This window comes from Bacillus sp. FJAT-42315 (assembly GCF_002797375.1).
Taxonomy (GTDB): Bacteria; Bacillota; Bacilli; order Bacillales; family Domibacillaceae; genus Bacillus_CE.
Map to the genome: position 1 here is coordinate 160,564 of NZ_KZ454941.1, position 15,689 is coordinate 176,252.

The following is a 15,689-nucleotide window of genomic DNA, read 5'->3' on the forward strand; positions in this document are numbered from 1 at the left end:
TCCTATCCATTTTAATGAGCTCCTATGTATTTTTCTTCTGCTTTTTTCAAATCATCTAATTCCGTATTTTTTCTAAAGAAGTATCGAAGCACGGAAACGACGGCGATGCTTAAAATGACATATACGATCAAGAATAAAATAAAGAGAATCATTAAATTAGGGACCGATGTGACGGAATCGGCGGTTTGTAGCACACGATAAATCACCCAAGGTTGTCTGCCCGTACAAGCGAAAATCCAGCCGCATTCGATCGCAATAACGGCAAGTGGTCCACACGATACGAATATCCATAGCAACGGTTTCGGGAACTGCCCTTTTTTACTTATTTTTTTCCAGAGGAGCCCGACAATGGCTACAAGAATAAGAAGGGAGCCAATACCGACCATTGCATTAAATAATGTATGGATAAAAAGGGGCGGCCAATATTCTTCTGGGAAATCGTTTAAGCCAACGACGACCGTATCAAAGCTGTTCCCTGATAAAAAGCTAAGCAACCACGGAATTTCAATTGCTCCTTTAACCGTTTCGGTTTCGCGATCGGTGAATCCACCAATAGCTAAAGGGGCGTGAGATTGTGTTTCGAATAAGCCTTCCGCTGCCGCTAGTTTTTCCGGCTGATATTCGTGTAAATATTGGGCGGATTCATGCCCATTGATTGCTGTTAAAAAAGAGAAGATTCCCCCAACAACGAGGCTAATCATTAAGGCTTTTTGGTGAAAAAGGTATACTTTCGATTCCCGTTTATTTTTCATCATTTTATAAGCGGCGACAGAAGCGACCACAAATGCGCCAACGACGTAAGCGGATAAGGCTACATGACCTGCGGTGACAAAGAAGCTAGGGTTAAAAAACGCTGCCCAAGGATCAATGTCAACGAACTGCCCATTTTCATAACGGAAACCGGCGGGTGTTCCTTGAAAGGCGTGAACATTTGTGATCAAGACAGCAGATGCTAATGCTCCTAACGCGACGAAGATTAAGCTAACGATTCTCATCCACGGAGCGATTCGTTCAGCGGCATACACATAAATAGACATAAATAACGCTTCGACAAAAAAAGCATAAATTTCGATTTGAAATGGAAGGGGCATAACGCGGCCAATCACTTCCATGAAGCCAGGCCATAAAAGCGATAATTGCACGCCGGCAATCGTTCCAGTTGGAATCCCGACCCCTAATAACACCGCAAATGTTTTCGTCCAGCGCTTCGCCATGACAACATAATCTAAATCCTTCGTTTTTTGATATAGCAATTCCGCTACTAAAATCATTAATGGCAATCCGACCCCAATCGTAGCAAAAATAATATGGAAGGCCATCGTCGTTCCAAATAAGGAACGGGCAATAAATAAATCATCCATAACCTATTACGTCCTTTCCTCTTTTTCCTCATCCGTCATATCTTTTCCAATGTCGGAAAGGATATGTATGAAGAACGTGAAAGGTCGTTAGTGTTCGCACATCGTCAAAGTGCTCAAAATTTATTATGGAAGCAATCATTGTTATACTAAAACTAGTGATTTTCGTAATAATCGATGTAAAGGGGAGGAAGCGTGATGTCTGAATCATTACAATTGGCGACATTTGCAGGGGGCTGTTTTTGGTGTATGGTTGCCCCGTTTGATGAGCAGCCGGGAATTAAAGAAGTGATTTCTGGATATACAGGAGGTCACACAGTCAATCCGACGTATGAAGAGGTATGTTCTGATACTACAGGACATTATGAAGCGGTCCAAATTACGTTTGATCCGAATGTATTCTCATATGAAAAATTATTGGAGCTGTTTTGGCAACAAATTGATCCAACCGATGCAGGTGGTCAATTTAATGACCGCGGATTATCGTATCGAACGGCGATTTTTTATCATAATGAGGAGCAAAAGCAGCTAGCAGAAGCCTCTAAAGTGGAACTAGCCGCTAGTGGTCGCTTTCAAAAACCGATCGTGACGGAAATTTTGCCAGCAAGCCCGTTTTATCAAGCTGAAGAAAAGCATCAAGGCTACTATAAAAAGAACGCATTCCATTACAATATGTATAAAGAAGGTTCTGGTCGAGCGCCGTTCATTCGCGAGCATTGGAAAAAAGTAAAAAGCGATGAGCAGCTACGGAAGGAATTAACGCCGCTTCAATATGAAGTCACAAGAAATAATGCGACAGAACCGCCGTTTCACAATGAATTTTGGAATCATACAGAAGAGGGCATTTATGTAGACATCATTTCTGGCGAGCCGCTCTTTAGCTCGCTCGATAAATACGACGCTGGCTGTGGCTGGCCGAGCTTTACAAAGCCGTTGCGCCACATGGAAATTGCTGAGAAATTAGACACTTCCCACGGCATGAGACGAATTGAGGTTCGAACGAAAACATCCGATGCCCATCTTGGCCATGTGTTCGATGACGGCCCTGGTCCAGATGGTGCTCGCTATTGTATCAATTCAGCAGCCTTGCGATTTGTGCCAAAAGGTAAGCTTATTGAAGAAGGCTATGGAGAGTTTTTGAGTTTATTTGAATAAAGTAGAACACACTTCCGATCAAGCGATCTGGAAGTGTGTTTTGTTATGTCTTAATAAAATAGCTTTCTTTGCAGAAGGTCGAGTGCCTGTTCAATTTCTTCCATATCGTCTCTAGAAGCATCTTTTATTCGATTAAGGAACTTAGCTTCTATATATTGAAAAGCTTCTTTCATCATTAGTTCACCGTCTTTGGACAGACGAATATAGTGCTTTCTGCGATCTTCAGTATCGGCGATTCTTTCGATTAAATTTTTTTCAGTTAATTTTTTAAGCTCTCGGCTTGTATTCGGCATAGACATATGCTGACAATCACTAATGTCACTAGGAGTAACGGACTTGCTAACAGCGATGTACTCCAAAATACTATATTGAACGGGCGTGATGGCATTAGATCTAGCCTCTTTCGTTAATTCATGCGTTACACGATGAAAGGAAGATGAAAAGGTCACAAATTTATTAAATAAATCCTCTTTGTTCAAAATGCTCACCTCTTATTGAAAAGGTAACAAAGATGTTATCGAAAAACAATTATCATTTGACAACTAATATAGAAGGGTGTTATCTTTTAGTTATCATTTGATAAATAAAAGGGGTGCGATAAATGAAAGTATTGGTTATTTACACACATCCGAATCATCAAAGTTTAAGTTATGCTTTTTTGCAGGAAGTGATCAAAGGAAGTCGTGAGAACCAGAATATAAAGGAATTACAATTATTAGATTTATACGAAGAGGTCTTTGATCCACTGCTTGTATTCAACGAAAATAAACGAAGACGCGATATGCATAGTGATCCTAACTTTGAAAAGTATAGAAAACAAATCATGTGGGCCGATAAGATCGTCTTTGTCTATCCTATCTGGTGGGGAAGGCCACCGGCGATGTTGATGGGGTATATCGATCAAATATTTTCGTCAAATTTTGCTTATAGAGAAGAAGGAAAACTATTGCCAGAGGGACTCTTAAAAGGGAAATCAGTCGTGTGTATTTCTACCATGAAAGGACCTACGAATTATCCATTGCTTTTATTGAACAACGCTCATAAAGCCTTAATGAAAAAAGCGGTATTTAATTTTGTAGGAATTAAAAAGGTGAAATTTTTCGAATTTGGTCATATGGAAAGTCCAAAAGGAAAACAGGGGGAAAAATTAGATAGAATCTATCGTTATTTCAAGACAGTTGACAAATAAAGGGTGTGTCTAGAAAGTCAGTTTTTACAGACTTTCTAGACACACCCTTTTTTACTGAGTTCAATACCCTTTTGACAGATTTACATCTTTTATAGTAAATAAGTTGGTTTTTTCTTGCACTTTCTTTTTGACAAAATCAAACAATATTTTATTATTAAACTAGTAATAAAAAACGAATAAATAACCATATAAAGGGTATAGGCGTTAGTGGAGGAGGGGCATATGAGAAATTGGTCTCAATCTTTATTAGATTCACTGCTAGATGCGACAGCCATTTTGGATCACGAGGGGTATATTATTGCTAATAATGCTTCATGGGTCGATCATTGTTTAGCTAATGGTGGAGACTTATCTATCATTGGGATTGGAGCCAATTACCTTCACGTATGTCCAAAGGAAGTAACACATGGGATTAGACAAGTGATGAAGGGAGAGCAATCGGCTTTTGTTTTTGAGTATCCTTGTCATTTAGGTCATGAGATGAAATGGTTTCTCCTTAGAGTCACACCTTTCCTATTATCTGGAGAGCAGGAAAGTGGCGTCGTCATTTCTTGTGTCGATATGACAGAGAGTAAATTATCGGAATTGAAATTACGAAAAAGCGAGCAGCGTTATCGAATGATTACAGATTACTCGACTGATTTTATTTCTGTCCATTCATTAGATGGCGTATATACGTACGTTTCACCTATTTGCTATCATATGTTAGGGTATCAGCCTGAGGAGATGATAGGGAAATTAGCCTACGATTTTTTTCACCCTGATGATATTGGACAGATTGCATCGAGCCATTCGTTGATACAATCGAAGAATGAAATTCAAACTTTCTCCTATCGAATCCGTCGCAAGAATGGAGAGTATATTTGGTTTGAAACGAAAGCCCAAAAACTATTATCGATTGATGACGGAGTAGAAGAAATTATTTGTATTTCCCGCGATGTGACGATGCATCAGCTGAAATTGAAAGAATTAGAAATAGAGAAACAGATTCTTACAAATAAAATTTACGTTGATGAGCTGACAGGCCTGTTTAATCGTCGTTTCTTTAATAAGAAATTTAGTGAGGAATATGAAAAACTACGTACATGTAATGCTCCGTTGTCATTATTGATGATCGATATTGATTATTTCAAACAATATAACGATACATATGGTCATCAGCAAGGAGATGAAGCGTTAAAAGCCGTTGCTAATAGTTTACGTCGAAATGTAAGAAAGTTTGATTCCGTGTGTAGAGTAGGTGGAGAGGAGTTTTGTGTGCTTCTTCCCCATACGAGCAAGGTGGAAGCGCTTTTACTAGCAGGACGTTTATGTCAAAAAGTGAAGGATTTACAGCTCTCTCATCCTACTTCTCATGTTAGTAAATATGTGACGGTCAGCATTGGCGCTTCAACTATGGAGGATATGCACGAGTCAATCTCAGGTCATCAAAGTTTATTGGATAAGGCTGATCAAGCATTATACGAGGCGAAAAGGAGCGGACGAAGTCGAGTCGTTCATCAATAATTTAGTATATACCTATTGAGGTTTAGATCATGTATATTTCTCTCTTTAAATGCTCACATTATTATCAATGTATTTCTAGATAAGTCATTTAAAGGGGGATCTATTATTGTTTCATCGTACAAGCATTATAGGTGGAGTATTATCAGGAACGTTATCACAAATACAAGATACACGAGCGTTTAATCAAGGTCATTTAAGCAGAAAAGACTATGCCGTATGTACAACGCAAAACATTACTGGTACAGTTGGCATTATAGCCGGCATTGAGTATGGAGGTGCGGTAGGGTCTTCCTTGCTTCCTGGCGTTGGAAGCATTTTTGGGATGGTAGTTGGAGGGATGATTGGCGATCGCATCGGCTCTTATGTCGGTAGACAAGCGGGACAGATAGTTTTCCATAATCCCGCTTTATTAGGTAACCACCCCTTGCTGTTAGAAGGAATGGAACGAGTTGGTTAAAAAAGAACAGCGTGCCGGCTAACTGCACGCTGTTTTTTAATGAAATTGCTGTTCGATTTCATCTAATTTCGCCTTGACGACATCATCATTGACGACATTATAAGCACTCGTGTCAAGGTTAGTAGCATCCGTTGTTTGTTCAAAGGCGTTGCCCATCGTTTCTTTCGTTCTCTCAAAAGTTTGCTTCGACTTTTCCATTGCTTCTTGCAAGCCTTGTCTCATTCTTTCTCCGCCCGTTTCAATTATCTCCGGAATGTTCATCTGTTCTTTTTCAACTTTCGCTTCCTCAAGAAACTTCCCCAATTGTTCTCTAGACCCTAAAGCTAATGTTTTGACAGAATCAGTTAATGATAAGACCGCCCCCGTTCCTTTCACTAATACCTTCCTTGTTCCTCTTCTAGCTTCAGGCGAGACCGCTAAAATAAGTGCAGCGGCTGAAATCCATGTAATGGGATTACTGACCGAAAATAATCTTTTGAACACATTCGTCACCTCGATTTGTCATTTTCCCTTTATTATTGCCAGTAATTATAAAAATAATCGAAATCCATACAATTTGAACAATGTATAAAAGGAGCAGCCATTGTTTAAAATACCTGTTATCAAATTTTTTCTATAGAGAGGGGGCTAATCAATGGAGGTTTCATCATGGAAAGAAAGATCATTTCGTGTGTTGCCCGGGAGGCTGAGATTTGAGCTTTATGGGTTAAAGCATAATGAAATGGTGAAAGAGAAATTTGAGAAAATCTTTTCGACGATCGATGGGGTCGATCTAGTGGATGCCAACATTCATACAGGGAATGTATTAATCACATACAGTATGGATGACGTATCTTTAGATGTTCTCAGTCTCTATATAACGAAATTTGAAGAAGCCCTCTTTAAAAAAATCCATCAAGGGGAAAAAGAAGAATATCATCATGCACTTGAGCAAGAAATAGCGGAAGCGAGCACTCCATATCAAGAGGTAGCGGCCACTTGTGAAGCGCAACCCACTTATTTCTCCAGCCATAGCCAAGAAGGTAGCTACCAAATACCGGAAAGATTACAAACTGTATCCACTGTGAAGGCTAGTGAGGAAAAGGTACCATTCTCTTTATCGCTTTCAATAGCAGGCTTAGGGATATTAGGAGTGAAGCAAGCATGGAAAGGATCTTCAGGGCTTGCAAGGCATCCTGTCCCATTTTATTTAAGTGGGTTCGTTGCTGTTTGTTCAGGTTATCCATTTATTCGTAGAGGACTACGACAGTTGAATCAAGAGAAGAAGTTCAATATGGATCTTGTACTAGGAGCGAGTTCTTTAGCTCTCGCTTTGATCCGTGAGAACCTTGTTGTCTTAGCTGGTATTAGCTTATTGCAATATTTAAATTGGAAAAGACAAAAGAGTGTAGATGAAGAACTGTTTGACCAGCCATACATTTCACCGGAAATTGAAACATACAGTCGGAAAATGAGTAAGTTTGGCTTTGCTGCCGCTGGAACGAGTTTCTTTTTGACTCGCAATCCACTATCAGTACTTGCTGTCTTGTTGGCAGCAAATCCGCGTCCCGCTCTTCAACCGACCGAATATGCTTGGAAACAAGCGAATCATATCGCGAAAGAAAATAATCAAAAAATCCCGTTCAACGGATCGATGTATCAATTATCGCAAATGAAAGCGGTCGTATTTGATGACGCTTCTTTGTTAATGGATCAGTCTCGTTTACGACCGGAATGTGAGGCTTTATTTGAAAAGCTACCTCAAGGAACGACGATTCGCTATTTAAATAATAGACGTCAGCTTCCATTATCGGAATGGCAAGAAGCGTTACGAGCGACGTATGGATTAGAGTTATGTCATATCACCGATGGGCAGCTTCCTCAAAGAAGAGAGGAAGTGCTATTTGTTACGGATCGTATTTCTACGACAAATAACAATATTGTTTCTTTTTATCCATCGATCAAAATGAATGAATTGAAGGCAGTAGCACAGACGTATGACCATGCCAAGCAGCTCGATAACATAGTCAATCAAAATGTGAAAGTGACAAAAGTGTGGAACGTACTCGGCACATTTATGGCCAGCCGATTATTCTTGTTTGCTCCGATTATTAATTTGATCGCGGATTCCCTCTGTCTAACCTTTATGTCAAGGACGAAGACGTGGACGGAAAGAAAAATGGCCAAGCCGAAAGCAGTGATGAAAAATAGTAAACACGACATACAAGAACAGGCTTCCTGGTATCGTTTACAGGCGGCTGAATTGTACGATCATTACGGTACTGACCGCTGGAAGGGGTTAACGGCTGAACAAGTGAAAGCGGCTCAATCAGCGTATGGAAGAAATCGAATGAGCGGCAAACCAAAGCCGCATTGGTTACGTGCGTATTTAGGACAATTTAAAGAATTAACGACAATTATTTTAGGCTCGACCGCCTTAATTAGTTTATTTACTGGTCATTTATTTGACGGCATGATTATGGGATCGATTTTGCTGCTGAATGCAGGAATCGGAACTGTTCAAGAAAGAAAAGCCGAGCAAACGGTAGAATCATTAAGCGAATTCGTGCCGCCTAATTGCCGGGTTATTAGAGATGGAATCGTGCAGGAAGTGTCAGCGGATGATCTCGTTCCAGGCGATATCGTGGAATTAGAAGCTGGTGATAGAGTCCCGGCTGATATGCGTATTTTACAAAGCTGGAATTTAGAAATTAACGAGGCTGCGCTAACAGGTGAATCCCTGCCAGTAGAAAAAAATGCCTTGCTAATTGAAGGCGATCGACCGCTTTCTGATCGTACGAATATGGCGTATATGGGTACACATGTGACGCGTGGAAAAGCGACACTCATGGTCGTCAACACAGGTAATTACACCGAGATGGGTCATTTGCTTACATTGTTAACGAATGATAAAGAGGAAGTCACACCGTTACAGCAGCAAGTCACCTCCATTAGTAAAACATTTATGAAAGTGGCACTGCTAGCAGGTGGCGTCGTGTTTGCGGTTGGTCTTCTTAGAGGTATGGCGCTCACAGAAATTATGACGACGTCTGTTGCTCTCGCTGCTTCCGCGATACCAGAAGGATTACCAGTAACGATCACTATTGCATTAACGGCTGGAATTATGAGAATGGCCGATAAAAACGCCGTCGTTCGCAAGCTGTCTGCTTTAGAAACGCTTGGGCGTGCGACGATGATTTGTTCTGATAAAACGGGAACACTCACCAAGAATGAAATGACGGTGACAAAGATAGCGACAGTCGCTAAAGCATATGATGTCACAGGGAATGGATACATTCCAGAGGGGCAAATCGTCGATGAAGCTGGTGAGGAAACTTGCTGTCATGACTTGGAGCAACTTTTAACCATCGGTGTGCTATGTAACAACACAAGTCTTCACGAAACAGAAGACGGCTGGGACATTAAAGGAGACCCGACAGAGGGGGCGGTTATGACGTTAGCCGCCAAGCAAAAAAGTGTGATGGACGGTCTAACCGATTGGAAACGTGTACGAGAAGTTCCTTTTGACTCTGGCAGAAAAATGATGAGTGTTGTTTGTAAAGAGACCGAAAAGCATACAGATTGTTATGTCTTAACGAAGGGTTCCATTGAAAATGTGTTAGAGCGCTGCACTCATTATCAAAAGAATGGCAAGAAGCTGAAGCTAACAGAAACAGTGAAAAAGAAAATCTACAAGCAAAATGAACAATTTGCGAATGAAGCTTTGCGAGTGCTTGGATTTGCTTATGCTCCATTAAACAATGAGCCCGATGAGCAATGTGAAGATGGATTTGAAAAGGAATTAATTTACGTCGGAATGGTCGGCATGATCGATCCGCCGAAAGAAGATGTAGAGACAAGTATTAAAGAAGCGGTGCAATTAGGCATTAAACCGGTCATGATTACCGGTGATCATCCACAAACAGCGAGGGCTATTGCCAAGCAAATCGGTATTTGTGGACCAGATGATCACGTAATGACAGGACAAGAGATCGATCAGTTATCAGATGAGGTGTTGACTGAGAGGATTAACGATATTAAAGTGTACGCCAGAGTCACCCCGGAACATAAATTACGGATTGTTTCCCTGTTGCAAAACAATGGACATATCGTAGCTATGACTGGTGATGGAGTCAATGATTCTCCTGCAATTAAAAAAGCCAATATCGGGATTGCTATGGGGAAAACAGGTACGCAGGTAACGAAAGAGACAGCGGATATGGTGCTCAAGAAAGATCACTTTAGTTCGATTGTTGATGGAGTGAAAGAAGGTCGCACGATCATCGGCAATATTCGAAAAGCACTAGGATGTTTGTTATGTGGAAATCTGGCCGAAATTATGGTCACGGCGACAGCTGTAGTGGTTGGCTTACCACTTCCGATCGTTCCAGTTCAAATTTTACTAATGAATTTATTAACGGATGCTCTGCCAGCGATGGTGTTAGCTGTGAACCCAGGAAATAAGAAAAAAATCACTAAACGTCAAGGCATTGTCGATAAGAGTTTATATCAACAAGTCATTACTCGAGGTGTTATGTTAGGGTTAGGCTCACTTGCTTTATTTGCTGGAAGCTTAGCATTAGGTGCGCCATTAGCCGTTGCACAAACAACAGCCTTTGCGACATTAGTAGCCGGACAACTCATTCAAACATTCTCTTGGAGACAGCTAGGATCCGAAGATGAAAAAATGAACGAGTGGTCAAAAGATCGCTTCTTAGTAGGCGCTTTAGGCATTTCATGGTTATCGCTGTTAGCATGTATTTACATTCCTCCATTGCAAGGAATCTTCAATACAGTAGCTATTTCTCCGATCAGGTGGGCGGCCGTCATTGCTGTCGCAGCAAGCTCAGCTACTTTAGCGAGACCGATGATCAAATGGGTGCAAAGAGAACGTGAAGAAGAAACGCTCGCTTTAGCTGTATAAGCAACACCATAATTGGAAAAAATAATATAATAAAAGGAGGGCTTGAACATGTTAGTGCAACGTGTCATCGTGGGCTCTGCGCTCATTATTGCAAGCACAGCGATCATTCCAGTGGCAAGAAAAACACTTCGCCCGATGATGTATGATTTCTCTAAACAGATGAAATACTTCGTTGTTTCAGCCAAGGAAGAACTAGAAGATATTGTAGCGGAAGTGAAGTTTGACCGAATGCAAAAGCATCTTGAGCGAGATGTGTGTATAGATGGCTATGCGTACGAAGTAGAGGATTCGGAACAAAGCCTCTTCTCTTAAATTTTTATTCAAAGGAGTTGACCTTCATGCAAGAGCAAAATGAGGAAGTAATTAGTCATTTACGACAGGCCCTGCTACACTTAGACCATGCCTTGCAGTCTACAACGGCTGCCATTGTTAACAATCCTCAAGCTAAGAAAACATTAGCAAAAATATGGGAAGACTTTCTCGGAACTTTCTTTGGCAAAGTTCGTTCGAAGGGAAAAGAAAGCAACATCAACTTATTGGGCTTAATCTCTTTTCCGAAGTTGCGAAAGTTCGGGTAAGAGCGTAGTTGCAAGCAGCTTGGAGCAAGGTACGGAGAGTTTTTTTAAGTTTATTTGAATAAATTGTAAAGCGCCAGACAGCTCATCTTTAAATGAGATCATGTTCTGGCGCTTAACTAGTTTTTTACAATGTATGCTTGTATTGACGGAGAAAGATGATGCATGAACTTCCGACGATTGTGAGGAATGTAAGAAACCATGGGATGATCTCGTCTGGATTTTGACTGGTAGCATAAATGAGTGCTAAGCAGCCCACACTTGTAATTCTACCCACGCTTAATGCCATCTCTCTAGATACGACCATCTCAATACGAAGATTCCCTTTTTGATCAAACTTGGAAATGGAATTCAATGATAATGTATTGAAAGGGACGGTAAACATCGGGATGCAAATACCAGAAGCAATTCCATAGATAAGCAAAGTGACAAAGTTGACTTCAATAACGAGTACTAAGATGGATAAGCTCAATAGAGCATTTCCCCATAAAATAAGCTTCCACTTTTGTTCCTTTTTACTATAACGACCGATAAGATAGTAAGTAATAATCGATAGGGTCGTTGTCATCAAAGCAAAGTTTCCGAGTAAACCTTCACTTGTCGTGACGACATATACCCATAATGAAATGACAAAAGAGATGACGCCATCGCGAAAAGCTAAGCACATAAAAATATAGGCTAAATAACGCCATTCCTTATCTTTATGAATCTTCTTGATCGATTTCCACTGAAAGGTATTTTGTTTCCCTATATTCGGTAAGAAGAAGGTGAACAGCATCGCTATAGAGAAAAAGAATACAGAAACACCGAAGATCATTTTATACCCGATAAAGCCAGGGAGAAGCTCAATAATCCAACCGGCTATAAATGGGCCTACCATTTGAGAAACGGAAGCAAAGATCCCATTAATGGAATTAAACCAGTCGCGGTTTCGATCATTTGTATAGTCAACGGTTAGCGTATTGACAGAAAGCCAATAGAAGCCCGATCCGATGCCAAAAAGAATCGCTAACCCAGCCACATGATTAGCCGCATCTTCCCCAAGAGTGACAATCCATAAGTAAAAAAGTAGTTTAAATACACTACCAATAATGATAGAAAACTTTCTTTCTATTTTTTTGCTCAATACTCCCGCCAATAAAAACGCAGGTGCCCATACTAAATAGGTTAGAAAGTTAAATAAAGCAACATTGTAAATATCGAGAGACACTTTATACAAAAAAACATTGATAAAAATAGTAGACAAACTAGTAGCAATACCGCTTAAACATAAAATAAGTAGAAAAACTTTAGTAGATTTCGGCAAGTAAGTAGCCGGATTCTTTTGTTCCATACCGATTGTTTCCAACTGATTACTCCATCTCTACGTTAAAGTATATCGGATTGCTCATAGCTGCCATTAATTTTTTATTTACGACAGGGAACTCTCTCCATACTTCTACTCGGTAAAATGTTCGCTCTTCTTCGTGTTGCCAACAATGTTTGAATGTCTCTGTTTCTTGTTGAATTTGAAACCCCTGTTCATTTCCCTTATTGGAGATGATCTTGACAACATCTCCTGTTTCAACACCCTTTACGATTAAAGAAAGCTCTGTATTTGTCGAAGCGACATCTCCAACCATCGCTTGTCCGCATGTTAAATCAATTTCTGGTCCTTGTGGAGCAAATGATAAATAAACATGCCCTTTTTCTATTGCTTCTAATATACTTTCTTTTGGTTTGGACGCGTATACATGGGTGGTTGGAGCTCCTAGCTTGACATAAGGGTCTGGTCGATGGGTGTCGCTTCCTCCGACAGCTGTTAATCTCTTACCTAGAACAAGTTGATTGTGCCACCAGTAAACAGCTCGTTCGTTAGACTCTCTCCAAGGGCCGTTCCACACTTCAACCCAATCAAAGTCGACATCAAATCCGTATTCCCAAGGACAGTATTCATCAAACGGATGATTAATAGAAATCTTGCATCCATTTTCTCTTGCTTCTTTCAATCTCTCATTGATCTCTTCTAATGTTGTTGCTCGAAAATCTGTGATAGGTTCATTTGCTCCAAAAAGATTACAGTGGCCGTTATAAGTTGTCAGTTCCATACCCGGGATAAACAGTACTTGGTCGATACGCTCTGCTTCAAAATTTTGACTGATCGTATTATGATCCATTGAACCTAAGAAATCGAGTCCGCTTCCTTTAGCTATTTGGGCGTTTTCTTCAACGGTAAAGACACCATCACTGTGGACACTATGAATATGTAAATCGCCTTTTAACCACTGTTTTTTGAAAGGTGTTTGTTTTTCAAAAGAAATGGTGATATTGACAATACATCCTTCTTCGGCGACATGGTAAGCTCCCAAGAGAACAGCCCACTCTCCTTTTGGGAATTCGCCTGCAACATATCCCGGTGTGGCATGATGAAGGTCGATATAAAATTCCTTGCGAGCACCGCCGCTCCAGCCTCTTACTCGTCTAGGGTCTTTCACACCTAAATCGATGACACAACTTTGTTCTCCTTGACTAACGACTTCATATTTGACGAGAAAGCGAGAGGTGTTTTCCTCCATATGAAAAGGAACTTCAATATAAGTTCGTTCTTCCTCTTTCGCAATGAAACGTGAAAGTGTTAATAATTTTTCCATTTTTCGTTATCCTTTCTGCTTATTCTTTAGTTGAACCTAACGAGATACCTTTAACAAAGTACTTTTGGACAAATGGATAAATGATTAATAATGGGATTAAAGCAATCATGATTCCGGCCATTCGAACGTTCGGTGTAAAGAATGTACTTGTTGAAGTCGAATCTGATCCGATAACAAGTGATTGTAGTGCTAGTTGAAGCGTGTAGTTTTTTGTATCGTTTATATACAACAGGGCAGATGTAAAGTGATTCCATCTACTTACGAATTCAAACAAGAATACAGTTGCAATTCCGGGTTTTGCTACTGGTAAATAGAGTCTTGAGAAGATCGTGAAATCTCCTGCCCCGTCCATTCGTGCCGATTCTGCAATACTGTACGGCACAGATAGAAAGAAATTACGCATAAGTAAAATTGAAAACCCGGAAACTAATCCAGATAACACTAGAGAAGACAATGTATTTAATAAACCTAATTCTTTATTTACGATATATAGTGGGATCATGATCGCCTCTTGAGGAACGATCATTGTCATCATAATAAAGGTGATGATGAGTTTCTTCCCAGGTAAAGTGCGTTGAATGAGCACATATCCAGCCATTGCAGCTAAGAATACGTGAAGAATAGTCCCGATGACAGTGACGATCACATTGTTAATAAACGGTCGCCAAAGCTCCATTTTGGACCAAATCGTCTTATAGCCTTCGAAGCTAATCTCACTTGGCCATAATTTGATACCTACATTCATTGAAGTAAGGTTAGAGCTAATGGAAACAATGAATGTGTACCATATCGGAATGATCATCGTCAGCACTAATAAAATGAAAAACAAATAAATGAAAAAGCGGGATAGGTTTGATTGCCAAGTATCCTTAATTTTCTTGCGAGCCATTTTCTCACTCCATGTCATATTTGGTAACTTTTCTTGTAATTAAAACTAATAGTAACGTAATTAAAATAATGATAAAGGAAGCTGCCGCAGCAACGCCCATTTGAAAACCTAAGATTCCTTTTTCATAAATGTAAACCATAAGAACATCTACTTTATTGGCTGTAGCTGGATTACGCATAATGAAAATTTGATCGAAAATCCGCAAAATACCCATTAAATTCAAAAGTAATACGATTTTCATTGTTGGAATGAGCTGAGGAATCGTGATGTACCGAATCTCATGCCAGCGTTTCGCTCCATCAATACGAGCTGCTTCATATAATGTAGGATTAATAGCCACAATGGCTGCTAAATAAATAATGCAGTTATACCCCATGTCTTTCCATGTAGCAGAAAGAACCATAATATCCCTTACGTAGTCTAAATCAGCAAGAAAGTGCACTCGTTCTTTTCCTATTGCTGTTAAGAAGGAGTTTACGAGACCTCCGTCAGGTGAAAGCATGAAGATCCAAATCCCTCCGACTACGACCCAAGAAAATAAATGGGGGAGATAAATAACGGTCTGAACAAATCGTTTAAATACCATGTTTAATACTTCGTTTAACAAAACAGCGACAATAATCGGAGCAATAAATCCGACAAGTAACACGCCTCCACCGATGATGATGGTATTTTTAAATGTTTGCCAAAACATCGGGTCAGCGAGAACGGTTTTATAATTTTCTAATCCAATAAATGGACGGTCACCGATTACTCTAAACTCTTGCAAGCTCATAATAAATCCACGAATTAAGGGATAGAAGCTGAATACACAAAAGTAAAGAAAGATCGGCAAAAACATAAGATAAAGACTAAAATGTTTTTGAATGAGTTTCACTTAGTAGCTCTCCTCAATAAAATTTTAAAAAGGGGAAAGAGCAGCAGGCTCTCTCCCCTTTACTCTTGTTAAAAAACTGAAATACGATATACTTAATTTCGTGGTTGTTAAGAAATAACAGCCGTGCCTGACTAGTACCTAGTCCCTGTT

14 protein-coding genes and 1 pseudogene are annotated in these 15,689 nt (G+C 40.0%); 8 read left to right on the forward strand and 7 right to left on the reverse strand.

The genetic code is table 11. From position 1 onward, the window contains the following. Positions 1 to 11: 11 nt before the first annotated feature. Positions 12 to 1,361, reverse strand: coding sequence for a cytochrome ubiquinol oxidase subunit I (locus CEF22_RS00815; RefSeq protein WP_100401342.1), 1,350 nt, complete (start codon positions 1,359 to 1,361; stop codon positions 12 to 14). A gap of 195 nt (positions 1,362 to 1,556) precedes the next feature. On the opposite strand from CEF22_RS00815, the pseudogene msrA reads away from it, so the two are divergent. Together msrA and msrB are read left to right on the forward strand one after the other, a co-directional pair. Next, positions 1,557 to 2,078 (forward strand): annotated as a pseudogene (gene msrA / locus CEF22_RS18770) (peptide-methionine (S)-S-oxide reductase MsrA); the annotation flags it as partial. Beyond that, entirely contained in the window at positions 2,064 to 2,513 is a 450-nt protein-coding gene (gene msrB / locus CEF22_RS18775; protein ID WP_232726160.1) for a peptide-methionine (R)-S-oxide reductase MsrB, read from the forward strand. The pseudogene msrA and the gene msrB, both read left to right, overlap by 15 nt. 50 nt (positions 2,514 to 2,563) lie before the next feature. Here the strand turns inward: msrB and CEF22_RS00825 are convergent, their stop codons facing one another. Continuing rightward, positions 2,564 to 2,992 (reverse strand): MarR family winged helix-turn-helix transcriptional regulator, encoded by a 429-nt coding sequence (locus CEF22_RS00825; RefSeq protein ID WP_100401344.1) that lies wholly within the window; start codon positions 2,990 to 2,992, stop codon positions 2,564 to 2,566. 122 nt (positions 2,993 to 3,114) lie between these two features. Here CEF22_RS00825 and CEF22_RS00830 point away from each other — a divergent pair, with 122 nt between their 5' ends. The 3 genes from CEF22_RS00830 to CEF22_RS00840 all read left to right on the forward strand — a co-directional run bounded on the left by CEF22_RS00830 (position 3,115) and on the right by CEF22_RS00840 (position 5,665). Beyond that, the gene (locus CEF22_RS00830; RefSeq protein WP_100401345.1) at positions 3,115 to 3,702 is read left to right on the forward strand and encodes an NAD(P)H-dependent oxidoreductase; all 588 of its coding nucleotides are present in this window, start codon (positions 3,115 to 3,117) and stop codon (positions 3,700 to 3,702) included. Positions 3,703 to 3,924: 222 nt separating this feature from the next. Further along, positions 3,925 to 5,208: a sensor domain-containing diguanylate cyclase gene (locus tag CEF22_RS00835; protein WP_100401346.1), complete on the forward strand. Its 1,284-nt coding sequence runs from the start codon at positions 3,925 to 3,927 to the stop codon at positions 5,206 to 5,208. Positions 5,209 to 5,314: 106 nt separating this feature from the next. Further along, positions 5,315 to 5,665 carry a hypothetical protein gene (locus tag CEF22_RS00840; protein ID WP_100401347.1) on the forward strand — a complete coding sequence of 117 codons (351 nt, stop codon included), beginning with the start codon at positions 5,315 to 5,317 and terminating at the stop codon, positions 5,663 to 5,665. A gap of 36 nt (positions 5,666 to 5,701) precedes the next feature. On the opposite strand, the gene CEF22_RS00845 is transcribed toward CEF22_RS00840, so the two are convergent. After that, entirely contained in the window at positions 5,702 to 6,148 is a 447-nt protein-coding gene (locus CEF22_RS00845) for a hypothetical protein (protein ID WP_100401348.1), read from the reverse strand. Between the two features lie 151 nt (positions 6,149 to 6,299). Here CEF22_RS00845 and CEF22_RS00850 point away from each other — a divergent pair, with 151 nt between their 5' ends. From CEF22_RS00850 to CEF22_RS00860, 3 genes are read left to right on the forward strand one after another with little or no spacing between them, the layout of a single operon-like run. Beyond that, the gene (locus CEF22_RS00850) at positions 6,300 to 10,568 is read left to right on the forward strand and encodes a cation-translocating P-type ATPase (RefSeq protein WP_100401349.1); all 4,269 of its coding nucleotides are present in this window, start codon (positions 6,300 to 6,302) and stop codon (positions 10,566 to 10,568) included. 48 nt (positions 10,569 to 10,616) lie between these two features. Then, complete coding sequence (locus CEF22_RS00855; protein WP_100401350.1) at positions 10,617 to 10,880, forward strand: hypothetical protein; 264 nt, start codon at positions 10,617 to 10,619, stop codon at positions 10,878 to 10,880. Between the two features lie 26 nt (positions 10,881 to 10,906). Further along, positions 10,907 to 11,146, forward strand: a complete 240-nt coding sequence (locus CEF22_RS00860) for a hypothetical protein (RefSeq protein ID WP_100401351.1) — start codon at positions 10,907 to 10,909, stop codon at positions 11,144 to 11,146. 124 nt (positions 11,147 to 11,270) lie between these two features. Here the strand turns inward: CEF22_RS00860 and CEF22_RS00865 are convergent, their stop codons facing one another. From CEF22_RS00865 to CEF22_RS00880, 4 genes are read right to left on the reverse strand one after another with little or no spacing between them, the layout of a single operon-like run. Continuing rightward, entirely contained in the window at positions 11,271 to 12,491 is a 1,221-nt protein-coding gene (locus tag CEF22_RS00865; RefSeq protein WP_100401352.1) for an MFS transporter, read from the reverse strand. 4 nt (positions 12,492 to 12,495) lie between these two features. After that, positions 12,496 to 13,773 (reverse strand): CehA/McbA family metallohydrolase, encoded by a 1,278-nt coding sequence (locus tag CEF22_RS00870; RefSeq protein ID WP_100401353.1) that lies wholly within the window; start codon positions 13,771 to 13,773, stop codon positions 12,496 to 12,498. A 19-nt stretch (positions 13,774 to 13,792) separates the two neighbouring features. Continuing rightward, a complete protein-coding gene (locus CEF22_RS00875) occupies positions 13,793 to 14,662 on the reverse strand; it encodes a carbohydrate ABC transporter permease (protein ID WP_100401354.1) in 870 nt (289 codons plus the stop codon). Between the two features lie 4 nt (positions 14,663 to 14,666). Beyond that, positions 14,667 to 15,539: an ABC transporter permease subunit gene (locus tag CEF22_RS00880; protein ID WP_100401355.1), complete on the reverse strand. Its 873-nt coding sequence runs from the start codon at positions 15,537 to 15,539 to the stop codon at positions 14,667 to 14,669. Between the last annotated feature and the right edge of the window lie 150 nt (positions 15,540 to 15,689).